The sequence below is a fragment of the Maribacter polysiphoniae genome, from assembly GCF_003148665.1.
Taxonomy (GTDB): domain Bacteria; phylum Bacteroidota; class Bacteroidia; order Flavobacteriales; family Flavobacteriaceae; genus Maribacter_A; species Maribacter_A polysiphoniae.
Window position 1 is genome coordinate 382,470 of the sequence record NZ_QGGQ01000001.1, and the last position, 22,100, is coordinate 404,569.

Genomic DNA, 22,100 nt, shown 5'->3' on the forward strand with positions numbered 1-22,100 from the left:
TTTAAGTTGAAAATAAGTGCACTGCACTATTCAAAACGGAATGCTTAAACTTAAAACGACAGAAGATGTTCAAAAAAATACTTATTGCAAATAGGGGTGAGATTGCACTGCGAATTATTCGGACCTGTAAGGAAATGGGAATAAAGACCGTAGCTGTATATTCTAAAGCCGATGAGGAAAGTTTACATGTACGGTTTGCAGATGAGGCTGTTTGTATTGGTCCCGCACCGAGTAGCGAATCCTATCTTAAAATCCCAAATATCATTGCGGCGGCGGAAATAACCAATGCCGATGCCATTCATCCAGGGTATGGCTTCCTATCTGAAAACTCAAAATTCTCTAAGATATGCGCCGAGCACGATATTAAGTTCATTGGGGCTTCGGGAGAGCATATCGATCGTATGGGCGATAAGGCTTCGGCCAAGGAAACCATGAAAAAAGCCGGTGTACCCACCGTTCCGGGTTCTGAGGGTCTATTGAAAGACGTAGCTGATGCCAAGAAGATAGCCAAAAAAATGGGTTATCCCGTCATGATCAAGGCAACTGCCGGTGGTGGTGGTAAGGGAATGCGTGCCGTTTGGAAAGAGGAAGATATGGAAGACCTCTTCGACAGTGCGGTCCAGGAAGCTACTGCTGCTTTTGGCAATGGTGGAATGTACATGGAAAAATTGATCGAGGAACCACGCCATATTGAAATACAGATTATCGGTGATCAATACGGTAAGGCATGCCATTTGTCTGAACGGGATTGTTCCATACAACGAAGGCATCAAAAACTTACAGAGGAAACCCCTTCACCCTATATGACCGATAAACTTCGGGAAGATATGGGTAATGCCGCCGTAAAAGCAGCGGAATTTATTAAATACGAAGGAGCGGGCACTATAGAATTTCTAGTCGATAAGCACCGGAATTTCTTTTTTATGGAAATGAATACCCGTATCCAAGTAGAGCACCCGATTACAGAACAGGTGGTTGATTACGATTTGATTCGGGAGCAGATTTTGGTAGCTGGTGGGGTTCCCATCTCCGGAAAAAATTATTATCCAAAATTGCACGCTATAGAATGTAGGATCAATGCCGAGGATCCATATAATAACTTTAGGCCTTCACCAGGTAGAATTACGACACTACATACCCCAGGGGGCCATGGTGTGCGTATGGATACCCATGTGTATAGTGGTTATACGATTCCACCCAATTACGATTCTATGATCGCGAAGTTGATTACCACGGCCCAAACCCGGGAAGAGGCAATCAATAAAATGAAACGGGCACTGGACGAATTTGTTATTGAAGGGGTGAAAACCACTATACCTTTTCACAGGCAACTCATGGTGCATCCCGATTATCTGGCGGGTAACTACACCACCAAGTTCATGGAGGATTTTGTAATGGATCCCCCACCGGAAGAATAAAATGCAAAGCCCTGACGAAACCGTCAGGGCTTTTTTTTATCTTTCCGTATGAACCTGAGTTATTGGGAATATAAAACCTGGTTGTCCAATATCGATTTTACCATTGTGGGTAGTGGCATTGTCGGATTGAATTGCGCCTTGGTCTTACGTCAAAAATATCCTGAGGCCAAAATAATGGTGCTCGAAAAGGGTATTTTACCAGAGGGGGCAAGTACCAAGAATGCCGGTTTCGCTTGTTTCGGTAGTATTTCCGAGATAATCGCTGATTTAAACCGTCATTCTGGGGAGGAAGTGGTACAATTGGTAAGCCAACGATGGAAGGGAATCCAATTACTGCGAAAGAACTTAGGGGACTCCGCTATTGGTTATCAACGGTACGGGGGCCATGAGCTCTTTATGGAATCCAAGGAGGAGCTGTATGCCACATGCCGGGAAAGCCTTGAAAGGGTAAATACGCTTTTGAAACCGGTCTTTAAAACGGAGGCATTTCAATTGCAAGAGAACCGATTCCATTTTAAAAATATTAAGGAGCAGTACATTACAAACATCCTTGAGGCCCAGATTGATACCGGTAAAATGATGAGGGCCCTCCTACATTTGGTTGCTAAAAACGATATTCGGGTATGGAATGCCATACAAGTCGAGGAATTTCAAGAAACCGGTAATGGGGTGGAGGTAAGGACCAATGCTTTTGCCTATAAAACCAAGAAATTATTGATTGCCACGAATGGGTTTGCTTCCCAGCTTATAAAAGAAAAGGTGCAACCTGCACGCGCCCAGGTCCTGGTTACAAAACCTATTCCCAATCTTCATGTCAAGGGAACGTTCCATTTGGATGAGGGGTATTACTATTTTAGGAACATCGATAATCGTATACTTTTTGGGGGTGGTCGTAATTTGGATTTTAAGGGGGAGGAAACCTATGAACAAAGCGAGACACCATTGATTCAAAACCGTCTTGAAGAAATGTTGGCCGAAATCATTTTGCCCAATACACCTTTTGAGGTGGAAAGGAGATGGAGCGGAACGATGGGGGTTGGAGCCGTAAAAAAGCCAATATTGAAACAACTTTCAAACAATGTGTATTGCGGTGTGCGATTGGGGGGAATGGGAGTGGCCATTGGTAGCCAAATAGGGCGTGATTTGGCAGAACTTTCGTTTTAGAAAATTACCCATTGTACATTTTTATTTTTATATTGTAGGTCTGTTTGATCAATGACCTGCCCTAGGTCTTATTCTGCCTCAAAATCATTTATAAGTGCTATGAATAATTGTTATCGATGGTATCCGTGTACTATCGATACGTTTTTTTATATTTAAAATGATTTTTTATGACCAAGAGTACTTTGGGGAGATTTATTAAAACGGCTATCGCTGTTCTGTTTTTAATGGTTTTCGGTAGTTGCATTTCGTCCAAGTCAAATTATCAGCGGGAATATACGCGTCTGTGGAAAGAGATTATCAAGTCGGAAGCCTGGAAAAATTCGTTGGTTGCCGATAATTCCAAGGAAAGGCCCACATATGATCAACTTTATGCCACTACATCGGAAGACGTTATTCTAGAAGATGATTACACTACACATTTGGATAGGGAAGCCCTTTTTGAAGTGCGCTTCGAGTCCTTGGTCTCAAGGGCTTATTTTAAGATCATTGCGGAGGCAGAGCATGCTGATAGCCGGTTAAGGGCGGAATATGATCGTTGGAATTCGATGCAACAGGATTCAAGTATCGCCAAGGACAGGACATTCAGAAAAGATCTTGGAAAAATCATCAAAAAGTACAATGCCCACAAGCGCATGTTAGAAGGACTTAAATCATGGAATATTTTTAGCGAGTTTCGTTCCAATGATCTCGATTTCTTTAAGGCAGAGAACAAGAATGAAGTTTATAGGATGTATACTACTGGTAGTACGGAGGATCATATGATCGGTTATTTGATGTATCGATTGGCCGATTTGTACCACAATGATAATCATTGAGGTTGCATATCCAATTCCCGTAGTTTAATGAGCATTGAATTTAATTTTTGATTAATGAGCAGTTTAGACCTAAAAAAGAACTTATATTGGTTCTGTATGGATTTTGTACAGGAACGGATTTCCCGAATCCAATCCCAAATGGAAGAGGTTCAAGAAGCTTTGACTTCAGAAACGAAAAGTAGTGCTGGGGACAAGCATGAGACAGGTAGGGCCATGCTCCAATTGGAAAGGGAAAAATTAGGCAGGCAATTGGCAGAGGCTGAGAATATGTTGCAAGTATTGAATAAGGTTGATATATCCTCGAAAAAGGAAATAGCTTCCTTGGGTAGTTTGGTAAAGACAGCTGGGGCACATTACTTTTTGGCTATCTCTGCAGGGGAATATAAAATAGGGACTGAAAAGTATTATTGTATTTCCATGAATACCCCAATAGGCATTATGCTGTTTGGCAAAGGTGTGGGCGATACCCTTAATTTTAATGGGAATGAACTACGGATTTTGGAAATCGTTTAATTATATCAATCCAATTTTGGCCGACCACGGTTTGCCTTTTTTAAGGCATCCTTTTTCTTTTTGCGCAGTCTTTTTTCTACCGATGATCTCGAGGGTTTTGTCTTTCTACGCTTTTTTTGGATCTTAATGGCATTCTCCAATAGCTCCAAAAAACGTTTGATAACCAGTTCCTTGTTTTTAAATTGACTCCGGGTGGCATCGGCTTGGAGCATCAGGATATTGTCCTTGGTGAGTCTTTTGGCAAGTTTGTGGAGTACACGTTCTTTTTCGATGGAAGAAAGCGCGTTGGAGTTGGCGACATCAAAGGCAAGTTCCACTTTCGTTGAAACTTTATTCACATGTTGCCCGCCCGCCCCACTGCTTCTAACCGCTTTTAAATTTAGTTCTTGGAGTAGGCCGGCTTTATTCATAATGGCTATATATTCAATCGTTGGTTTATGGTATCGATCGAGACATTCAAAAATACTTTTTTATCGGCTTCCAAGGCTGTCCCATGGTTGAAAAAGATGCTTTGTCCTTCGTAGACACCTTCAATCATATAATACCCGCCCTTATAGTATGAACGTTTTACTTCGACCTCCAATCCCGATTTTTGGGACACCCTGAATTCATGGGCGTAAACAATGATACGACGTTGGGTGTCGGCATAGGATTTAATAATATTAATGGGTATTTGATTTGCTTCACCGAATAAACCTGCGATATATAGGTCTTTAGGATGTTCAAACAAATTCTTCGGGGTATCCTTGGCAATGATCTTCCCGTTTTTAAGTACCACCACGGTATCGGCAAAAGGCAGCATATCATTGTGGTCGTGAGTGGCCGTGATTACCGTCACCCCTTTTTCCTTTAGATAGCCGAAAAGGTTTCGACGGAGGCTATTTTTTCGAAAATTATCGATATGGCTAAAAGGTTCGTCGAGTAGCAATACCTCGGGACGTTGGGCTAGGACCCGTGCCAAGGCCACGCGCTGTTGTTGGCCACCACTTAAATATTTGACCTTTACCTTGGCAAATTCCGTCAACTCGATCATCTCGAGTAATTCTTGGGTGCGTTCCTTGAGCTGCTCGGGTTCAAAGACCGATAAAAACTGACTCACATTTTCCTCGACCATGGTAAAAGGCATGAGATCAAAATCCTGGGACAGGTATTTCATGTAGGGTTCGCCCGGCACCAAATTGAAATTGGGACCCAAAATACGGTTGTCATTCCAAAATAATGCTCCGTCCTCAACATGTAAAAGTCCGTAAATGATCTTTAATAAGGTGCTCTTTCCACATCCGCTTTCGCCAATAATAGAGACATGTTGACCCTGCTGCACTTTTAGATCGATGTCCTCAAGAACAGGGGAAGTATTGTAACGAAAGGAAACATGGTCCAATCTCAGCATAAAATGGTTCTTTTTAATGATATAAAAGTCCGTCTCAAAAGGGAAACGGACTTTGCGTTATTATATTGATGCAAAATTTGTGTTATTCCTTGAATTCTTTCAATACCGCTTTATTCGGTAGTTCCCCATACCCCATGTTGTACAGGGTAAACCCGAAAATGTCGGCATATTGCTCTATGGTTTTGCTCACGGGAGTACCCGCACCATGACCGGCATTGGTTTCTATTCGAATCAATGTTGGGTTTGTACCTGCTTGTTTCGCTTGGAGTTCCGCTGCAAACTTAAAACTATGGGCAGGCACCACCCGATCATCGTGGTCACCAGTGGTTATCAAGGTAGCAGGATATTCAGTTCCTTCTTTCACATTGTGTACGGGGGAATATCCCTTGAGGTATTCGAACATTTCCTTACTGTCTTCCGAAGTACCATAATCATAGGCCCAACCGGCACCTGCCGTAAAGGTATGGTAGCGTAACATATCCAAGACCCCAACGGCTGGTAAGGCGACTTTCATCAAATCCGGGCGTTGGGTCATGGTGGCTCCAACCAGTAGTCCACCATTACTGCCCCCGCGAATGGCCAAGTAGTCTTTGGAGGTATAATCATTGGCAATTAGGTATTCGGCTGCGGCAATAAAATCGTCAAAAACATTTTGCTTTTTCGTCTTGATACCTGCATCGTGCCATTTTTTACCGTATTCCCCACCCCCTCTAAGATTTGGAACGGCATATATGCCTCCTTGTTCCATCCAAACGGCATTGCCAATACTGAAAGATGGGGTTAGGCTGATGTTGAAACCGCCATAGCCATAAAGAATCGTCGGATTTTTGCCGTTCAACTCCAACCCTTTTTTATACGTGATGATCATGGGTATTTTGGTGCCGTCCTTTGAATGATAGAATACTTGGTGTGATTCGTAATCCTCTGGATTGAAATCTATTTCCGGTTTCCAGTATTGTTGGTATTCCCCGGTTTCTACATTGTATTTATACGAAGAGCCTGGAGTGTTGTAATTGGTGAACGAAAAATAAAATTCCTTATCCTCTTTCTTTCCACCAAAACCAGAGGCACTACCCAATCCGGGTAATTGTACCTCACGAACCAGTTTGCCATCATAATTATACTGGAATACTTTTGAAATGGCATCTACCATATATTCGGCAAAGAAATACCCACCACCAGTAGTTGGGGAGAGTACATTTTCTGTTTCAGGGATAAAATCCACCCAATGTTCAGGTGTGGGATTTGAGGCATCCACAGTGACGATTTTCTGGTTAGGTGCGTTTAAATTGGTAACGATATACAGTTTTGAACCTACATTGTCGATGACATGACTATCGGTTTCGGTATCATCCAAAATGGTTTGAAGCTTTGCGTTGGGTTGGGTCAGATCTTTTAGAAAAAGCTTATTCCCAGAGGTGGAGATCGATGCGGAGATATACAAGTAACGATTATCCTTACTGACGCTAGCGAAAACATACCGATGCTTTTCCGCTGGTTTGGCTCCGTAAATAACCTGATCCTCCTTTTGTGGAGTACCTATCTTATGGTAATATACTTTATGCTGGTCCGTTTTGGCAGAAAGTTCACTTCCTTTAGGTTTGTCATAACTGGAATAATAAAAACCATCATTGCCTTTCCAAGAAACGCCACTGAACTTGATGTCGATCAAGGTGTCTTCAACAACTTCCTTGGTTTTGGCATTTAAAACGATGGCTTTACGCCAATCACTACCGCCTTCTGAGATAAGGTAGGCAGCCATGGAACCGTCCTCGGTAAAATGAAGTCCGGCCAAGGAGGTAGTGCCATCTTCGGAGAAGGTATTGGGGTCTAAAAACACCTCTGGTTCCCCATCCCCCTTCTGGCGATAGACCACATATTGGTTCTGTAGTCCATCATTCTTATAAAAATAGGTATAATCCCCCTCTTTGAATGGGGAGCCCAATTTTTCATAATTCCATAATTTTTCAAGTCGGTTCTTTAGGTCGGCCCGAAAAGGTATTTTTTCCAAGTAGCCAAAAGTGGTGATATTCTGTTCCTTGACCCAAGCTTCGGTTTCGGGACTACGATCATCCTCTAACCAACGATAGGGATCTTTTACTTCGGTTCCAAAATAAGTGTCTACGGAATCGGCTTTATGGGTAGTAGGGTAATTCACTGTTATGGGTTCTTTTTGGGTTGTGGTATTGCATGCACCAAGGAGTAGGGCAGCAACCGGAAATAACATGTATTTTTTCATGGACCATGAGATTAATTGGTCCTAAAATTAATACAAAAAAACCTTTGGAACTAATTCGTATCCAAAGGTTTTAAGCGTTAAGGTTATCTAGAAACTTGGTTCTAGACCAATTTGTTTTCGACCAAATATTCCGCAATTTGTACGGCATTCGTTGCGGCCCCTTTTCTAAGGTTATCGGCAACAATCCACATGTTCAAGGTGTTTCTTTGGGTTTCATCCCTACGAATACGACCTACGAACACCTCGTCCTTATCATGGGCGTATATGGGCATGGGGTAGGTGTTGGTATCAGGATTATCCTGTACGGTTACCCCAGGGGTGTTGTTCAATAATTGACGGACTTCGTTCAAATCAAAATCGTTTAGAAACTCAACGTTTACCGATTCTGAATGGCCACCGGCCGTAGGAATACGTACCGCGGTTGCCGAAACGGAGAAAGTTCTGTCATTGAATATTTTCTGGGGCTCTTGGGCCAATTTCATTTCTTCCTTGGTATATCCATTTTCCAGGAATACGTCGCAATGCGGCAAAGCGTTGCGACCTATGGGATAGGGATATGCCATTTCACCCTTAATTCCGGCAATCTCATTCTCCAATTGTTGAACGGCTTTTACGCCGGTTCCTGAAACGGATTGGTAGGTAGAAACCACAACACGTTTCATTTTATACTTATTATGAAGAGGTGCCAAGGCCATCACCATTTGAATGGTAGAGCAATTGGGGTTGGCTATGATCTTATCTTCTGCAGTCAATTCGTTGGCATTGATCTCGGGTACGATCAATTTTTTTGTAGGATCCATACGCCAAGCAGAGGAATTGTCCACTACGGTGGTACCTACTGCGGCAAATTTTGGGGCCCATTCGGTGGAAGTATCCCCGCCTGCCGAGAATATGGCGACATCAGGCTTGGCTGCGACAGCATCGGAAAGACCGATAACCGTATGTTCTACTCCCTTATATTTTAATTTTTTACCTACAGAACGTTCTGACGCTACCAATAATAATTCGGTAATAGGGAAATTTCGTTCTGCCAATACTTTTAGCATTACTTCGCCAACCATTCCGGTGGCCCCGACAACTGCAACTTTCATATTAATTTAATTTAGAAGGCAAATGTAGTTCATGCGATCAGATCGAACAAGACAAATCAGTTCTATTAATCAAAATATAACATAATGTTACAAATATAACAATTGTTTGATTCACGTTAATTAGGTTTCCCAATAAGGCGCTAATATCCATGAATAAAAAAAACCGGCCCTTGCATAAGGACCGGTTGAGTTAGTTTCCAGTGTAGCGGTTGCCAGTAGTACAACTGGCATATATGTAGACTATTGTTTTTTCAACAAGTCCCTGATTTCAGCCAATAAATCTTCTTGACTTGGACCTGCTGGTGCAGCTGGTGCTGGAGGGGTTTTTGTTTTGTTGTAAGCCTTAACGATGATAAACATTACAAAACCTACGATCAATAAGTTAACGATAGTGTTTACCCATTTACCCCAACGAATTGCATTTTCAGCAACAAAACCTTCTGTTCCTTCAACTCCGGTAGCCTCGGTCAATACTATTTTTAAGTTGGCAAAGTCCATACCTCCTGCGAAGTGACCAACAATCGGCATAATGATATCTGCCACAAATCCGTTCACTACAAGGCCTACGGCTCCTGCAAGAATAACAGCAACTGCAAAATCAATTACATTGCCTGTCATAATAAAATTCTTGAATTCTTTTAACATTTTAAGTGTTTTTTTATAGTTAATTATTAATGTGCCTGCAATGTAGGTAAAAAAAGGATTGCTAACAAAATGTTAAATAGGATTTTATACCCCCTTGATTACCCTAGTAACCCGTTGTGAGATGGCGGTTAACAATTCATAGGAAATGGTATTGGCATATGCCGCAAAGGTATCTGCGTTGGGGTGTTCCCCGAAAATGACGACCTCATCCCCTTCTGAGCATTGAATATCGGTTACATCGATCATGATCATATCCATACAGACATTGCCTATAATGGGTGCCATTTTCCCATGTACATTGACAAAAGCCTTTCCATTACCGTATTGTCGGCCAATGCCGTCGGCATGCCCAATGGGGAGTGTTGCTGTTACCCGTTGGGTATTGGAGGAATAGGCCCTGTTGTACCCTACACTTTCATGGGGTTCTATTTTGTGGATTTGGGAAATGACCGTTTTTAAGGCGACAACGGGCTTTAATTGTGAATCAATTTCAGGTTCATTGCCTAAACCATAAAGTCCGATACCACTACGGACCATGTTAAACTGGGCTTCCGGATAATTGATGATACCAGAGGTGTTGAGGATATGTTTAAGTGGACTATAGCCCAGTTTTTCCTCAAAATCCAACACGATGTCAGTGAATGTATCAATCTGTTTGAGGGTAAACTCCCTTTCATTGGGATCTTCGGTGGCGGCCAAATGGGAAAGTAAGGATGTTATTTTCAGTTCCTCCCTATCCTTGAGCAGATTTAGGATATGATCAACATCATTCCTTGAAAACCCCAAACGATTCAAACCGGTATTGAATTTTATATGAACCGGGTAATTCTTTTGATTGTTCTGTTTTGCGGCCGCTATGAACTCTTGTAAGATTTTGGGGGAATATAGGCTTGGCTCCAAACAATTTTCGATAAGCGCATCAAAATGTATGGGTTGTGGGTGCAATACCAGTATAGGTTTGCCGATGCCGGCTTTGCGCAGGGCAATCCCTTCCTTAGTGTAAGCTACAGCAAAATAATCAATCCCTAAAGCCTCCATTTTTTTGGCAATACTAATTGCTTCGGAACCATAGGCAAAAGCCTTGACTACGGCTAAAAATTTAGTATTTGGTCTTAATCGGGATTTTAGGTACTTAAAATTATGTTCAAGAGCGTTAAGATCTATCTCTAAAACGGTTTCAAGGGTTTTTGGCATTGGTGTCTTTTTTAGTTTTAGGGATTTCCTCAACATCCACATCAATATCCCTTACCCTTTCCTTTAGCATTGCCTTGTAATAGGCGGCCCTGCTCAAAGGTTCATATTCGTTGGTTTCCCCCAGCATGACCAAGTCATCACTACTAGCTTTCCTAAAACTATAGTTCGCTAAATTTCCTGTTCGTGTACAAACGGCATGTACTTTGGTCACATATTCGGCGGTTGCCATTAAAGCGGGCATAGGACCAAAGGGATTGCCTTTAAAATCCATGTCAAGACCAGCAACGATAACACGTATCCCTTTGTTGGCCAGATCATTACATACAGTTACGATTTCATCATCAAAAAATTGGGCTTCATCAATACCAATAACATCGCAGGTGTCAGCCAAAATACGGATATTGGCAGCGGCAGGTACCGGGGTAGAACGTATTTCGTTCGCATCGTGGGAGACCACCATCTCTTCATCGTATCGCGTATCGATCATAGGTTTAAAGATCTCAACCTTTTGTTTTGCGAATTGTGCACGCTTTAGCCGACGGATCAATTCCTCGGTCTTACCGGAGAACATAGAGCCACAGATAACCTCGATCCAGCCGAATTGTTCTTCATGATTAACGGTATTTTCGAGAAACATTTTGTAATTTTAAGACGAAAATAAGGTCTTTTTTCGTTGTTTATAAATAGAAGGATAAAGTTATTCAAAATTGACCCACTTTTTTCCAAAAGAAAATAAAAGATGAAAAGAAAATTGAAAGAGGAATTGGTGAAAATGTCGAAGGACATAATCAATTCCAATAATTTAAATGAAATCAGTGAACTGTATGAGACCGCAAAGAGCCTCTATGAAAAATTGGCGGTATTGAAATTCATTGAAGAAGAATTGAACGATATAGAGGTAGATGTAACAAAGAATGTAATAGCAGCCAAGTTTGAAAAGATGGCAAATGCGGTGTTGAGCGCCAATTCATCGGTACCTGAAAGTAATCCGCATGAAGAGGATATCATTACCCCAGGGATGCAGACTATAAAGGATATGGTCTCTGAGATGCCCAGTGGTGAAGGCCTTGAAGAGGTCTTGAAAGAGTTTATGGGCAAACCCCAAGTAATGAAGGGCGACAAGGAGTTGTTTACGCCTACTGCGGATAGTGGCATACATAAGGATACAAAAGTAAAATCACTAAACGATAAGTTGGCAGAAAAGGAGTTGAAGATTGATTTGAATAATCGCCTAGCCTTTGTAAAGCATCTTTTTAATGATAGCACGGAAGATTACAACAGGGTATTGTCGCAATTGAACACCATAGATTCAGAGGAACGTAGTATTGCCTTTATTGATAATATGGTGAAACCGGATTATAACAACTGGAAAGGCAAGGAAGAATATGAGGAGCGATTTAAGGCTTTAATAGCCCGTAAATTCTCTTAGATTGTTCAAATAAAGATTAATACTTTGGCCGAAAGTTGGTTTGGTGACTTTCGGCTATTTATTTTTAGTGCATGGGTAAACTGTATATTGTACCGACCCCGATTGGGAATCTTGAGGATATCACCTTACGGGCCATACGGGTTTTAAAGGAAGTTGAACTGGTCTTGGCGGAAGATACCCGTACCAGTGGTAAACTGCTACACCATTTTGAAATTGGCACCCCAATGCAAAGTCACCATATGCACAATGAGCATAAAACGGTTGATAACCTAGTACAACGACTAAAAAATAGTCTAGGTGACATCGCCTTGATTTCGGATGCGGGTACACCGGCAATCTCTGATCCGGGATTTTTATTGACAAGGGCTTGTTTGGAGCATGGTATTGACGTTGAATGTCTTCCTGGGCCAACTGCATTCGTACCGGCCTTGGTGAACAGTGGGTTGCCCAATGACCGATTTGTATTCGAAGGCTTTCTCCCGGTAAAAAAAGGAAGACAGACCCGATTGAAACTTTTGGCAGAGGAATCGCGTACGATGATTTATTATGAATCGCCCCATAAATTGGTAAAGACCTTGACCCATTTTGCGGAGTATTTTGGGGAGGATCGATTGATTTCCGTTTCACGTGAACTGACCAAACTCTATGAGGAGACCATTCGGGGTACGGTTAAGGAAGTCCTCGGGTATTATACCGAAAAGCCCCCCAAAGGTGAAATTGTAATTGTGGTTTCGGGAAAAAAATAATGCAAAAATTACTTTCGGAAATACGAAGTTGCGAACTGTGTAAGGCCCATTTGCCATTGGGGCCTAACCCTATCGTGACCGCAGATCCAGCGTCCAAAATCGTGATCATTGGGCAGGCCCCGGGTATAAAGGTGCATAAAACGGGAGTGCCTTGGGATGACCCCAGCGGTAAACAACTTCGAAAGTGGTTGGGTGTATCGGATCGGGACTTTTATGATCCCACAAAAGTAGCGCTGATTCCAATGGGTTTTTGTTACCCTGGAAAAGGCAAGTCCGGAGATTTGCCTCCCAGACCCGAATGTGCTCCGCTTTGGCATAAACCATTGCTTTCTAAAATGCCCAATGTGGAATTGGTCGTTGTTATTGGTATGTATGCGCAAAAATACTATTTGGGTAGTGAAGCCAAAAGAACGCTTACTGAAACGGTGGGGGCATATAAAACCTACCTCCCTGATTTTTTTCCTTTACCCCATCCATCCCCAAGGAACCGATTCTGGTTGACAAAGAACCCTTGGTTTGAAGAAACGGTCATTCCTGAATTACAACATAGGGTTTCAAAATTGGTATAGTGTTGGGTCAGGGGCTCATGTCATTTCGACCAAAGGGAGCAATGGCATCCTGTGAATGGAAAAATGGGATTTCTCCTCACTGTTGTTCGTTCGAAATGACTTATGGTTTTTTTAATTCCAACTTAGGAGGTACATTCTGACCATTGCGTTGCCCATGATTCCTGCCGTCCACTAAAGTCGTTATGTATGGTGGTCATTTCGACCAAAGGGAGAAATCGCATCCCGCTGGTCATAGTATGGGATTTCTTCTCACGGTCATGGTCTAATAGCTAGACCCATCATGTTTCCCTTTTTCCCAGCCATATTTCCCCAGATACTGTTCACCACTTTCCACGGCGCCATCTTCAATGGAGGTTCCCATAGAATCGTTCCAACGGTTTAGGTAACCAAAGAGGGAAATAACCCCGAGCATTTCCACAATCTCCCCTTCATCCCAATACTGATAAAGTCGTTCCTTTATCTCGGCATTCATCGCATTCGGTACTTGGGATGCAGCCAGGGAAAAGTCCAACGCAGCCCGTTCCGCTTCCGAAAAAGCGGAATGGGTCCGGTACTCCCAAATATGGTCCAGTTGTTCCTGTTCCGCCCCATAACGTTCAGCAGCGCGTATGGCATGTGCCTGACAATAACGGCACCCGGCGGCATTGCTGCTTACCCAAGCGATCATTCGCTTCAGTGCGGATGTCACCTTGCCTTCATTGGCCATTACCGCCTTGTTCAAGGTGATGAACGCCTTTGAAATGGCAGGCCGATGCTGCATCGTTAGAACGGAATTGGGGCAAAAGCCCAAGGTCTCGTTAAAGAACTCGGCTAGCTTTTTGGTCTCAGGATCATGCTGTGGGTCAAGGGGTGTTACGAGTGGCATATTTTTGTATTAATATCGTATTTTTACACTTTACAAGAAACGAAAAATTATGGGTACTACAAATCATATTACCACCAAATGGTTGGGCGGAATGGCCTTCGAAAGTAATAATCCCTCAGGACATGATCTTCGAATCGATGCGGGGCCCGATAATGGTGGGGAAGGTAATGGCTTTCGACCTAAAGCCCTGATGTTATCGGCATTGGCCGGATGTTCAGGATTGGATGTTGCCTCACTTATAAAAAAGATGAAATTAAAGGTCGACGATTTCCAGATTGATACCATTGCCAATTTGACCGACGAACATCCAAAATATTACGATGCGGTGACGGTGGAATATCATTTTCATGGCAAGGATTTGGATGAAAAAAAATTGCAAAGGGCGGTTGACCTTTCTGTGGAAAAATACTGTGGGGTAATGGAAATGTTTCGACAATTTGCTAAGTTAGAGATCAAAACTATTTTTCATTCGTAGGGCTATCCCGTCACTTCACGTGATTTCGATTTAAACCGAAATAGTCTAGGGAAGTTCATAAAAATAGTCGAGGGCAAAAAAGGAAACCTTAATTAAAGGCGATTAAAAGGTTTTGTCCTATTTGGCCAAAAAGAAATTTCAATAACTTGTTCTCGGAACAATCGAACAGACGTTATTGATATAAACCCATTATTTGAACCCAAATAAAAGTATGCGTTGGACGCTTAAACCAAAACCGGAACCACAACAAATAGAACAACTTGCGAAAGCGTTGAAGGTTGATGGGTTGGTGGCACAATTATTAGTGCAACGAGGAATTACAACCTATGAGGAAGCCAAGAAGTTCTTTCGACCGGAGTTGACCGATTTACATGACCCCTTCTTAATGAAGGATATGGATTTGGCAGTGGCCAGGATCGAAAAAGCGATTGCCGCAGGTGAGAATATTCTGATCTATGGTGATTACGATGTGGACGGGACTACCTCCGTAGCTTTGGTCTCTTCTTATTTGTTGACCTATTATCCGAATGTAGCCACCTATATCCCCGATAGATATGATGAAGGTTATGGTGTTTCCTATAAGGGAATTGATTTTGCCCATGATAATGGTTTTTCTTTGATTATCGCTCTGGATTGTGGGATAAAGGCCATCGATAAAGTCGATTACGCTAAAGAGAAAGGAATCGATTTCATTATTTGTGACCATCACCGACCCGGGAGCCAATTACCCAATGCCATCGCAATCTTGGATGCAAAAAGGGACGATTGCTCCTATCCTTATGATGAACTTTGCGGTTGTGGGGTGGGATTTAAATTAATTCAGGCTTTGGGTTCCCGTCGTGGCGAAACCATTGATGATTTAGTCTATTATCTTGATTTAGTGGCTACTGCGATAGGTGCAGACATTGTGCCGATAACTGGGGAGAATCGAATATTGGCTTTTTATGGACTGAAAGTTATCAACGAACAACCTAGGATAGGGTTTAAGGCCATCATTAATCAGATCAAAAAAAAGGAATTGACCATTACCGATGTGGTATTCGTTATAGCACCACGGATAAATGCTGCCGGGCGGATGAAGCATGGGCAACATGCGGTTAATTTACTTGTAGCGGAACATTTGGATGCGGCTGAAAAATTCGCTAAGGAAATTGAACAATTCAATTTTGATAGAAAAAATCTTGATCAGGAAATAACGGCCGAGGCCTTGGCGCAGATTACGGAAAACGGGGAAGAAAAGCGATTTACCTCAGTGGTCTTCAAAGACACTTGGCACAAAGGAGTAATCGGAATCGTTGCCTCCCGTTTGATCGAGACCTTTTATAGGCCAACCTTGGTTTTTACCAAAAGCGGTGATCGGCTGGCAGCCTCTGCACGTTCGGTCAAAGGTTTCGATGTTTATAACGCCCTACAGGAGTGTGCCGATTGTATTGAACAGTTCGGGGGCCATAAATATGCGGCTGGGTTGACCTTGTTGCCAGAGCAGTACCTTCCTTTCAAGGAAAAGTTTGAGAAAGTGGTGACCGAGACCATTGCACCTCATTTGTTGACACCTGAGATTTTGGTAGACGCGACGATCCCCTTAAATGACATTACCCCTAAATTACTTCGAATCATTCAGCAATTCGCACCATTTGGCCCAGGTAATATGACCCCTGTTTTTATGGCGGAAGGGTTGTGTGATACAGGTTATGCCAAAGGGGTGGGGGAAGATGGGAAACATTTGAAATGTAGGGTGATCCAAAACAGTAATGTTTCCTCGAGCACGGTTGAGAGGTCCATTAATGCCATTGGTTTTGGTTTGGGGGACAAATTGCCGGCTGTACAAAATGGAAGGAACTTCAGTGCCGTTTTCTCCATCGAGGAAAACGAATGGAATGGCAACGTAAGCCTCCAATTAAAGTTAAAGGACATTAAAGAATAGTAGCATGAAAATCGAACATCTTGCTGTTTGGGTAAGGGATTTGGAAAGGATGAAGGATTTCTATGGCACTTATTTTGAGGCTGTCGCAGGAGAAAAGTATCACAATCCAAATAAAAATTTCACTTCTTATTTCTTAAGCTTTGACGAAGGTCCCCGATTGGAATTGATGTACAACCCCAATATTTCCGAGAACTTACCTGGGGATGTGGTACATTTGGGACTTGTTCATTTTGCCATATCCGTGGGGTCAAGGAAAAAGGTAGTTGAACTGACCGAAAAATTGAGAAATTCGGGTTTTGAAATAGTAGGAGAACCGAGGACCACTGGTGATGGTTATTACGAAAGTGTGGTCTTGGATCCTGAAAACAACAGAATTGAAATTACAGAATAATTAGCGATACCTTTTTTAGTCAATGGATCCGTATGCTGCTTTAAGGATTAAAGAGTTCAATGTTTTTTTGGGAGCTCGTTTTGCCATGGTTTTTGCATGGGCCATGCAATTTATCGTTATAGAATGGCAGGTCTATTCGCTAACCAAGGATCCTTTGTCATTAGGGATTATCGGACTAATGGAGGTGATTCCCGCTGTGTCCATGGCCTTGTTTGCGGGTCATATCGTTGATCAGAAAGAGAAACGGAACTTATTGGTAAAATGTCTTTTAGGTTTTTCCGTTATCAGTCTTGGACTTTTTATTTTAAGTTGGCCCGATCTTTCCACCCAGGTATCTTCCAAAACTATTCTCTGGTCTATCTATGTCCTCGTATTTTTGGGAGGTATCGTCAGGGCTTTTTTAGGGCCAACGATTTTCTCGTTGATGGCTTTGATCGTGCCGAAGAAATTATATCCGAACGCGGCGACCTGGAGCAGTACGACCTGGCAGTTTGCGTCGGTCCTAGGACCGGCCACAGCAGGATTTTCAATTGGCCTGATTGGGGTTCACTGGTCTATGTGCCTTATTTTTATATGTACGTTAATCGCCTTAACGGCCATATCCCGGATTTCCCGGAAACCAATTTTAAACCCTAAGATAGGGGAGCCTGTTTTTCAGAGTTTAAAGGAAGGGATTCGGTTTGTGTATAAGACAAAGGCTATACTCGGTGCACTTACCCTGGATATGATTGCCGTTCTTTTTGGTGGGGCTATAGCACTTCTCCCGATTTATGCACAGGATATTCTTAACGTGGGTGCTGAAGGGTTTGGTATTTTAAGGGCGGCCCCGGCAGTAGGGGCAGCGCTGACCATGGTTGGTTCAACCCGTTTCCCACTGCATAAGAATGCAGGTAAAAAGTTATTGTTGGCCATTTTTCTATTCGGTTGCTGTATCATTGTTTTTGGGTTGTCTACGTCATTTTGGTTGTCGGTGGGCGCCTTGTTTATAAGTGGGGCCGTTGATGGTGTTTCGATGATCATTCGCCAGACCATATTACAATTAAAGACACCCGATCATATGAGGGGTAGGGTGGCATCGGTCAACTCAATGTTCGTTGGGTCCTCAAATGAGCTTGGGGCTTTTGAAAGCGGGGCAACGGCAAAACTTATGGGAACGGTTACGGCAGTTGTTTTTGGTGGTTGTATGACCATATTCACCGTCGGGATTACAACACTGGCTTTACCTTCATTTAGAAGATTGGATCTACGAAAGGATATTGAAGAGCATGAAGAGGAAAAATAACCTATTGTTTTTCCAGTGTGAATTTTTCGCCATCGAAAACGCCATAAGTAAAGAAAGATAGCCAATCCCCTAGGTTGATGTACTTGGATTTTTCATTCAGGTCAATTTCCAATGGTAGATGGCGATGCCCGAACACAAAATAGTCGTAATGGTTTTGCTCCAATTTTCGGTGGCAATACTGTACCAACCATTCTTTGTCCTCCCCAAGAAATTTGACATCCTCATCACCGGAAATCAATTTGTTCTTTACCGAAAGGTGTTGGCCCAAACGTACTCCCAAATCGGGATGTAACCATTTGAAAAACCATTTGGCCACAGGATTGGTAAACACTTTTTTCATGCGTTTGAATCCTAAATCGCCAGGTCCCAATCCATCACCATGGCCAATAAAAACTTTGCGGTCATTAAATGTGAATTGTTGGGGTTTGTGATACACTGGAATATTCAGTTCTTCCTCGAAGTAGCCGTTCATCCAAAGGTCATGGTTTCCAACAAAATAGAAGACAGGTATGCCCGAATCCGTAATTTCGGCAAGCTTGCCCAACGTACGGGTAAAACCTTTGGGGACAACGGTTTTATATTCAAACCAAAAATCAAAAAGATCTCCCAGTAAAAATATCGCTGCTGCATCCTTCTTGACCACGTCTAACCAAGCCACGAATTTCTTTTCGCGTACCAAACTTTTTTCCATGGTCGGGGCTCCCAGATGGTTATCACTGGCGAAGTAGACTTTTTTGCCTTTGAGGATGTCGATAGATTTCATTAGTGTTGTAAATATAGGAAAATCCCGTTGCCCTACTAATTGTCAGAGGCATACCATTCCGCAAAGGAAGACTCGGTCTCCTGAAGTTTCAATGAATGTAGCTTAATGGATTCAGGAAGTCTGGCCTTGATTTTTTCTGCAAAATCGATGACCATATTTTCGCTTGTCGGTTGGTAATCCGCGAGGATTACATTATGGTCACGACGCATTAATTCCTTGGCCAATTCGAGATGTGGCGTGTTTTTGTTAAAAATGGTGGCGTGGTCAAAAGGGTCCACGATTTCTTCTTTTACGATTTTCTTTAAATCACCAAAATCGATGACCATACCCAATTTAACATGGGAAGTATCAGTAATCGGGGTGCCGATTACCGTGACGGATAGTTTATAACTGTGTCCGTGAACATTCCTGCATTTGCCATCATACCCATATAATGCATGGCCCGACTCAAAAGTGAATTGCTTGGTGATCCTAATATTGCTCATTGCTATGAATTACGGCGCGAAGTTAATCAATATCAAACATTTTTTTCCTTCATAATTGAATTGATTCGGTACAATCAAGAAATAAGTTTCTAAATTATTCTGGCTTGAAATATTCATTCCAAACGACGGTTTGTCCTGTTTTGGCAGCCTGTTTCGCCGCTTCCAAGATTTGAACCACAATCAAATTGTTTTCCATGGAGCCCAAATCATATCTTTTGAGCGGAAAGTCTTCCCTTACCAGTTTTGAAAAATAGGCAAAAGGATCATGTACTCCTTTGGGCAGGGGGTCGGCTTTTATCGATTTTGGACCATCTTTTTCATTGGCCATGATTTTCATGTCTTCGTTGTTTTCACAAATCACATAACCGTGTTTGCCATAGATCGCCATATCTTTTCTGCTGTGCGACCAATTCCATGAAGCCTGGATAACGACTTGGGTTTTAGGGTAGGTCAAGACAATGATTGCATCATCCTCTACCTTTGGGTATAGGTCAGGTTTTGTTTGTTGGGTTATGCAGGTAACCGTTTCCGGGGTTTCTCCCTTCATAATGTATGTGGATAGGTTTGCCCCATAACAACCAAAATCGGGTAAGGCTCCCCCACCATTCAATACGGGGTCGGTCAACCACGCTAAAAATTCCTTACTACAGCCTATTTCCTTTGGACCCGGATGACCCGTATTAAAAACGATTTTCCCTATTCCACCAATAGTATTGCCTTTATCGATAATCTCGAAGGCCTTGGCATTACTGGCATACCAGGAAGTCTCATAATTGGTCATTAAATGAATTTGGTGCTTTTTTGCCAAGGCAATCATTTTCTTGGCGTGGGCAACATTGACGGCCATGGGTTTTTCAACCATAATATCGATTCCTTTGGGGGCAAAGAATTCGACGACTTTCAAATGATCGTAAACCGAATTGAAGGCCATGACGGCTTCCGGTTTTCTGGCTTTGGCCATTTCTTGCATCGAAGCAAAAACCAAATCCATCGAAAATCCGTATTGCTTACTGTATTTAATGGCTAATGCCGTGTTGGGCTCAACAATGCCTACTATTTCAATATCCCCAATCTTTTCCCTACCTAATACCCAGTGTACATGATCATGCACCAACCCAATAATGCCAACTTTTAGTGGTTTGGTTTCATTATGGATTTGGGGATGAGTTGCACTATCTTTTGGAAAACCAGAACCAGTTGTGATCATCAGGATAAAAAAGGGAATTGTCTTTAGAAGTAGGCTGGAAGAATACATGGTCATTTAGTTATTGATGTAACCAAATATACTGAAGTATTGGTGCAATCTGAACCTATTGCGATAATATCAGCCCCTACTATACAACAAATAACTACCACCAAGTATCAAAAAGGGAGCTGCAATCATAAAACAAATGACGCTCCAACGGTATAACCCCCAGAAGGAAATGGTTTTTACGTCTTCGCTATTTTTCGGGTTATAGGTAATCTTTATCCTATCCCCAATTTTATACGGGGCTGGGTAAGAGCTAATGGAACTGATATAGGTGTGCTTGATCTGGGATCTATCCAAAAACTCAAAAACCGGTTTGTACATGGTGTTGTTTTCGCTTTGGGTTTCGATAAAGCCAACAACGGTAGCCATTGTTTTTGTGCCTTTAGCCAATAACCCCTGTGTTTGTCGGTATTGGGAATAGGCCAGATAGGATAATGAAGCCCCTATTAAAAAAAGGAATGCGTAGAAAAATACCCACATAGCATGGGAGTTAGTGGTCATGGCCAGCGTTGGTTAAAACGGAATTACCTTTTGTATTTTCTTCGGGAACGGATACGATTCACAAAATAGATCACCACAATAAAAAATGCCAATAAGGGAAAAACAAGGTTCCCGTTTAGGAAGTTCAATATCTCCATGTCGATGTTTTTTGATAAATAAAACGGATATACGTAAGGTTTATTATTTCTTGTATTTGGATAGAGCTTTTGATGTGAAATCGGATAATACCAATGATCCGGAAATTGCTGCCCTTTCGGTAAGTAGCTTATCCCAGTGGTCGGTATCTTCCCAAAGTACTTTTTTCCATTTATACAATGCTTCAGGATTGTAGTTGGATAATTGATGGGTAAAGAAATCGATCTCTTTGTCCATTTCCTTGATAGAATCGAAGACCTTGGCAAACAATCCTTTTTCTTTGGCCCAATAGGCATTTTGCCATTCTGTTGGGGCCAACGAGAGTTCGGATAAGGCCGCTGTCCCTATTTTACGTTGTACTGCAGGTGCAATCACCAATGGCGCTATGCCAATGGTTAATTCAGACAGTCGAATAGAAGCTTCAATCGAAGCGAAAACGTAGTCGCAGGCCGCTGCAAGACCAACCCCGCCCCCAACCGTTTTCCCTTGGACACGACCAATAATGACCTTTTTGCATTTGCGCATGGCATTGATGACATGGGCAAAGCCACTAAAGAATTTTTCGCCTTCTTCCAGATTTTCTATGGCTGTCAGTTCATCAAAGGATGCCCCCCCGCAGAAGGCCCGTTTGCCTTCAGAACGCAGGATAATGACGGAAATGTTTTCATTGTTGGACAAGGTGTTGATTTCAGTGGTAAGGCGATCCAATAATTCAGTAACAAATGAATTGCCCGCAGGATGGCCAAATTCAACTGTAGCCACTTTATTGTCAATTGTGGTATAAAGGCTTCCGTTTGCTCTGTCAGTACCCATA

General features: G+C 42.4%; 24 protein-coding genes. 11 read left to right on the forward strand and 13 right to left on the reverse strand.

Annotated features, from left to right (window positions below; translation table 11 throughout):
* The first annotated feature begins 65 nt into the window (after nucleotides 1-65).
* The 4 genes from accC to LX92_RS01595 all read left to right on the forward strand — a co-directional run bounded on the left by accC (nucleotide 66) and on the right by LX92_RS01595 (nucleotide 3,910).
* Nucleotides 66-1,418 carry an acetyl-CoA carboxylase biotin carboxylase subunit gene (accC, locus tag LX92_RS01580; RefSeq protein WP_109648517.1) on the forward strand — a complete coding sequence of 451 codons (1,353 nt, stop codon included), beginning with the start codon at nucleotides 66-68 and terminating at the stop codon, nucleotides 1,416-1,418.
* Between the two features lie 48 nt (nucleotides 1,419-1,466).
* On the forward strand, nucleotides 1,467-2,582 hold the full coding sequence (locus tag LX92_RS01585; protein ID WP_109648518.1) for an NAD(P)/FAD-dependent oxidoreductase: 1,116 nt from the start codon (nucleotides 1,467-1,469) through the stop codon (nucleotides 2,580-2,582).
* Between the two features lie 167 nt (nucleotides 2,583-2,749).
* The gene (locus LX92_RS01590; protein ID WP_109648519.1) at nucleotides 2,750-3,397 is read left to right on the forward strand and encodes a hypothetical protein; all 648 of its coding nucleotides are present in this window, start codon (nucleotides 2,750-2,752) and stop codon (nucleotides 3,395-3,397) included.
* 54 nt (nucleotides 3,398-3,451) lie between these two features.
* Entirely contained in the window at nucleotides 3,452-3,910 is a 459-nt protein-coding gene (locus tag LX92_RS01595) for a 3-oxoacyl-ACP synthase (protein ID WP_109648520.1), read from the forward strand.
* Nucleotides 3,911-3,915: 5 nt separating this feature from the next.
* Here LX92_RS01595 and arfB read toward each other — a convergent pair whose 3' ends face one another.
* The 7 genes from arfB to LX92_RS01630 form a co-directional block, all read right to left on the reverse strand.
* Entirely contained in the window at nucleotides 3,916-4,320 is a 405-nt protein-coding gene (gene arfB / locus LX92_RS01600; protein WP_109648521.1) for an alternative ribosome rescue aminoacyl-tRNA hydrolase ArfB, read from the reverse strand.
* 5 nt (nucleotides 4,321-4,325) lie between these two features.
* On the reverse strand, nucleotides 4,326-5,300 hold the full coding sequence (locus tag LX92_RS01605; RefSeq protein ID WP_109648522.1) for an ABC transporter ATP-binding protein: 975 nt from the start codon (nucleotides 5,298-5,300) through the stop codon (nucleotides 4,326-4,328).
* A gap of 82 nt (nucleotides 5,301-5,382) precedes the next feature.
* Nucleotides 5,383-7,527, reverse strand: coding sequence for a prolyl oligopeptidase family serine peptidase (locus LX92_RS01610; protein ID WP_394340338.1), 2,145 nt, complete (start codon nucleotides 7,525-7,527; stop codon nucleotides 5,383-5,385).
* Nucleotides 7,528-7,640: 113 nt separating this feature from the next.
* The gene (locus tag LX92_RS01615) at nucleotides 7,641-8,630 is read right to left on the reverse strand and encodes an aspartate-semialdehyde dehydrogenase (RefSeq protein ID WP_109648524.1); all 990 of its coding nucleotides are present in this window, start codon (nucleotides 8,628-8,630) and stop codon (nucleotides 7,641-7,643) included.
* A gap of 240 nt (nucleotides 8,631-8,870) precedes the next feature.
* A complete protein-coding gene (gene mscL / locus LX92_RS01620; RefSeq protein ID WP_109648525.1) occupies nucleotides 8,871-9,275 on the reverse strand; it encodes a large conductance mechanosensitive channel protein MscL in 405 nt (134 codons plus the stop codon).
* An 84-nt stretch (nucleotides 9,276-9,359) separates the two neighbouring features.
* A complete protein-coding gene (alr, locus tag LX92_RS01625; protein ID WP_109648526.1) occupies nucleotides 9,360-10,469 on the reverse strand; it encodes an alanine racemase in 1,110 nt (369 codons plus the stop codon).
* Nucleotides 10,453-11,106, reverse strand: coding sequence for a thymidine kinase (locus LX92_RS01630; RefSeq protein ID WP_109648527.1), 654 nt, complete (start codon nucleotides 11,104-11,106; stop codon nucleotides 10,453-10,455). Before LX92_RS01630 ends, alr begins: the two co-directional genes overlap by 17 nt.
* A 102-nt stretch (nucleotides 11,107-11,208) precedes the next feature.
* On the opposite strand from LX92_RS01630, the gene LX92_RS01635 reads away from it, so the two are divergent.
* From LX92_RS01635 to LX92_RS01645, 3 genes are all read left to right on the forward strand, one after another.
* On the forward strand, nucleotides 11,209-11,898 hold the full coding sequence (locus LX92_RS01635; protein WP_109648528.1) for a hypothetical protein: 690 nt from the start codon (nucleotides 11,209-11,211) through the stop codon (nucleotides 11,896-11,898).
* 71 nt (nucleotides 11,899-11,969) lie between these two features.
* Nucleotides 11,970-12,644, forward strand: coding sequence for a 16S rRNA (cytidine(1402)-2'-O)-methyltransferase (rsmI, locus tag LX92_RS01640; RefSeq protein ID WP_109648529.1), 675 nt, complete (start codon nucleotides 11,970-11,972; stop codon nucleotides 12,642-12,644).
* Nucleotides 12,644-13,213, forward strand: a complete 570-nt coding sequence (locus LX92_RS01645; protein WP_109648530.1) for a uracil-DNA glycosylase family protein — start codon at nucleotides 12,644-12,646, stop codon at nucleotides 13,211-13,213. The genes rsmI and LX92_RS01645 overlap by 1 nt, the downstream gene beginning before the upstream one ends.
* A 262-nt stretch (nucleotides 13,214-13,475) precedes the next feature.
* Here the strand turns inward: LX92_RS01645 and LX92_RS01650 are convergent, their stop codons facing one another.
* Nucleotides 13,476-14,078, reverse strand: coding sequence for a carboxymuconolactone decarboxylase family protein (locus LX92_RS01650; RefSeq protein WP_109648531.1), 603 nt, complete (start codon nucleotides 14,076-14,078; stop codon nucleotides 13,476-13,478).
* 49 nt (nucleotides 14,079-14,127) lie between these two features.
* On the opposite strand from LX92_RS01650, the gene LX92_RS01655 reads away from it, so the two are divergent.
* The 4 genes from LX92_RS01655 (at nucleotide 14,128) to LX92_RS01670 (ending at nucleotide 18,150) form a co-directional block, all read left to right on the forward strand.
* Nucleotides 14,128-14,553 (forward strand): OsmC family protein, encoded by a 426-nt coding sequence (locus LX92_RS01655; protein WP_109648532.1) that lies wholly within the window; start codon nucleotides 14,128-14,130, stop codon nucleotides 14,551-14,553.
* A 211-nt stretch (nucleotides 14,554-14,764) separates the two neighbouring features.
* Nucleotides 14,765-16,477 carry a single-stranded-DNA-specific exonuclease RecJ gene (recJ, locus tag LX92_RS01660; protein WP_109648533.1) on the forward strand — a complete coding sequence of 571 codons (1,713 nt, stop codon included), beginning with the start codon at nucleotides 14,765-14,767 and terminating at the stop codon, nucleotides 16,475-16,477.
* A gap of 4 nt (nucleotides 16,478-16,481) precedes the next feature.
* A complete protein-coding gene (locus tag LX92_RS01665) occupies nucleotides 16,482-16,868 on the forward strand; it encodes a VOC family protein (protein WP_109648534.1) in 387 nt (128 codons plus the stop codon).
* A 22-nt stretch (nucleotides 16,869-16,890) separates the two neighbouring features.
* A complete protein-coding gene (locus LX92_RS01670) occupies nucleotides 16,891-18,150 on the forward strand; it encodes an MFS transporter (protein WP_109648535.1) in 1,260 nt (419 codons plus the stop codon).
* A 1-nt stretch (nucleotide 18,151) separates the two neighbouring features.
* Here the strand turns inward: LX92_RS01670 and LX92_RS01675 are convergent, their stop codons facing one another.
* From LX92_RS01675 to LX92_RS01695, 5 genes are all read right to left on the reverse strand, one after another.
* Nucleotides 18,152-18,913 (reverse strand): UDP-2,3-diacylglucosamine diphosphatase, encoded by a 762-nt coding sequence (locus LX92_RS01675; RefSeq protein ID WP_190263530.1) that lies wholly within the window; start codon nucleotides 18,911-18,913, stop codon nucleotides 18,152-18,154.
* Between the two features lie 35 nt (nucleotides 18,914-18,948).
* Nucleotides 18,949-19,398 carry a 6-pyruvoyl trahydropterin synthase family protein gene (locus LX92_RS01680; protein WP_109648536.1) on the reverse strand — a complete coding sequence of 150 codons (450 nt, stop codon included), beginning with the start codon at nucleotides 19,396-19,398 and terminating at the stop codon, nucleotides 18,949-18,951.
* 94 nt (nucleotides 19,399-19,492) lie between these two features.
* A complete protein-coding gene (locus LX92_RS01685) occupies nucleotides 19,493-20,653 on the reverse strand; it encodes a Gfo/Idh/MocA family protein (protein WP_170117776.1) in 1,161 nt (386 codons plus the stop codon).
* Between the two features lie 69 nt (nucleotides 20,654-20,722).
* A complete protein-coding gene (locus LX92_RS01690) occupies nucleotides 20,723-21,151 on the reverse strand; it encodes a DUF3592 domain-containing protein (RefSeq protein ID WP_109648538.1) in 429 nt (142 codons plus the stop codon).
* A 180-nt stretch (nucleotides 21,152-21,331) separates the two neighbouring features.
* Entirely contained in the window at nucleotides 21,332-22,099 is a 768-nt protein-coding gene (locus LX92_RS01695) for an enoyl-CoA hydratase/isomerase family protein (RefSeq protein WP_109648539.1), read from the reverse strand.
* Nucleotide 22,100 lies beyond the last annotated feature (1 nt).

What these genes read in the sequence shown, in the direction of transcription:
- mscL (WP_109648525.1), bottom strand. Translation starts at nt 9,275, where the DNA reads ATGTTAAAAGAATTCAAGAATTTTATTATGACAGGCAATGTAATTGAT.
- recJ (WP_109648533.1), top strand. Translation starts at nt 14,765, where the DNA reads ATGCGTTGGACGCTTAAACCAAAACCGGAACCACAACAAATAGAACAA.
- LX92_RS01585 (WP_109648518.1), top strand. Translation starts at nt 1,467, where the DNA reads ATGAACCTGAGTTATTGGGAATATAAAACCTGGTTGTCCAATATCGAT.
- LX92_RS01680 (WP_109648536.1), bottom strand. Translation starts at nt 19,398, where the DNA reads ATGAGCAATATTAGGATCACCAAGCAATTCACTTTTGAGTCGGGCCAT.
- LX92_RS01675 (WP_190263530.1), bottom strand. Translation starts at nt 18,913, where the DNA reads ATGAAATCTATCGACATCCTCAAAGGCAAAAAAGTCTACTTCGCCAGT.
- LX92_RS01590 (WP_109648519.1), top strand. Translation starts at nt 2,750, where the DNA reads ATGACCAAGAGTACTTTGGGGAGATTTATTAAAACGGCTATCGCTGTT.
- LX92_RS01655 (WP_109648532.1), top strand. Translation starts at nt 14,128, where the DNA reads ATGGGTACTACAAATCATATTACCACCAAATGGTTGGGCGGAATGGCC.
- rsmI (WP_109648529.1), top strand. Translation starts at nt 11,970, where the DNA reads ATGGGTAAACTGTATATTGTACCGACCCCGATTGGGAATCTTGAGGAT.
- LX92_RS01615 (WP_109648524.1), bottom strand. Translation starts at nt 8,630, where the DNA reads ATGAAAGTTGCAGTTGTCGGGGCCACCGGAATGGTTGGCGAAGTAATG.
- LX92_RS01685 (WP_170117776.1), bottom strand. Translation starts at nt 20,653, where the DNA reads ATGTATTCTTCCAGCCTACTTCTAAAGACAATTCCCTTTTTTATCCTG.
- LX92_RS01630 (WP_109648527.1), bottom strand. Translation starts at nt 11,106, where the DNA reads ATGTTTCTCGAAAATACCGTTAATCATGAAGAACAATTCGGCTGGATC.
- LX92_RS01595 (WP_109648520.1), top strand. Translation starts at nt 3,452, where the DNA reads ATGAGCAGTTTAGACCTAAAAAAGAACTTATATTGGTTCTGTATGGAT.
- LX92_RS01690 (WP_109648538.1), bottom strand. Translation starts at nt 21,151, where the DNA reads ATGACCACTAACTCCCATGCTATGTGGGTATTTTTCTACGCATTCCTT.
- LX92_RS01610 (WP_394340338.1), bottom strand. Translation starts at nt 7,527, where the DNA reads ATGTTATTTCCGGTTGCTGCCCTACTCCTTGGTGCATGCAATACCACA.
- arfB (WP_109648521.1), bottom strand. Translation starts at nt 4,320, where the DNA reads ATGAATAAAGCCGGCCTACTCCAAGAACTAAATTTAAAAGCGGTTAGA.
- LX92_RS01605 (WP_109648522.1), bottom strand. Translation starts at nt 5,300, where the DNA reads ATGCTGAGATTGGACCATGTTTCCTTTCGTTACAATACTTCCCCTGTT.
- accC (WP_109648517.1), top strand. Translation starts at nt 66, where the DNA reads ATGTTCAAAAAAATACTTATTGCAAATAGGGGTGAGATTGCACTGCGA.
- LX92_RS01635 (WP_109648528.1), top strand. Translation starts at nt 11,209, where the DNA reads ATGAAAAGAAAATTGAAAGAGGAATTGGTGAAAATGTCGAAGGACATA.
- LX92_RS01695 (WP_109648539.1), bottom strand. Translation starts at nt 22,099, where the DNA reads ATGGGTACTGACAGAGCAAACGGAAGCCTTTATACCACAATTGACAAT.
- LX92_RS01670 (WP_109648535.1), top strand. Translation starts at nt 16,891, where the DNA reads ATGGATCCGTATGCTGCTTTAAGGATTAAAGAGTTCAATGTTTTTTTG.
- alr (WP_109648526.1), bottom strand. Translation starts at nt 10,469, where the DNA reads ATGCCAAAAACCCTTGAAACCGTTTTAGAGATAGATCTTAACGCTCTT.
- LX92_RS01665 (WP_109648534.1), top strand. Translation starts at nt 16,482, where the DNA reads ATGAAAATCGAACATCTTGCTGTTTGGGTAAGGGATTTGGAAAGGATG.
- LX92_RS01645 (WP_109648530.1), top strand. Translation starts at nt 12,644, where the DNA reads ATGCAAAAATTACTTTCGGAAATACGAAGTTGCGAACTGTGTAAGGCC.
- LX92_RS01650 (WP_109648531.1), bottom strand. Translation starts at nt 14,078, where the DNA reads ATGCCACTCGTAACACCCCTTGACCCACAGCATGATCCTGAGACCAAA.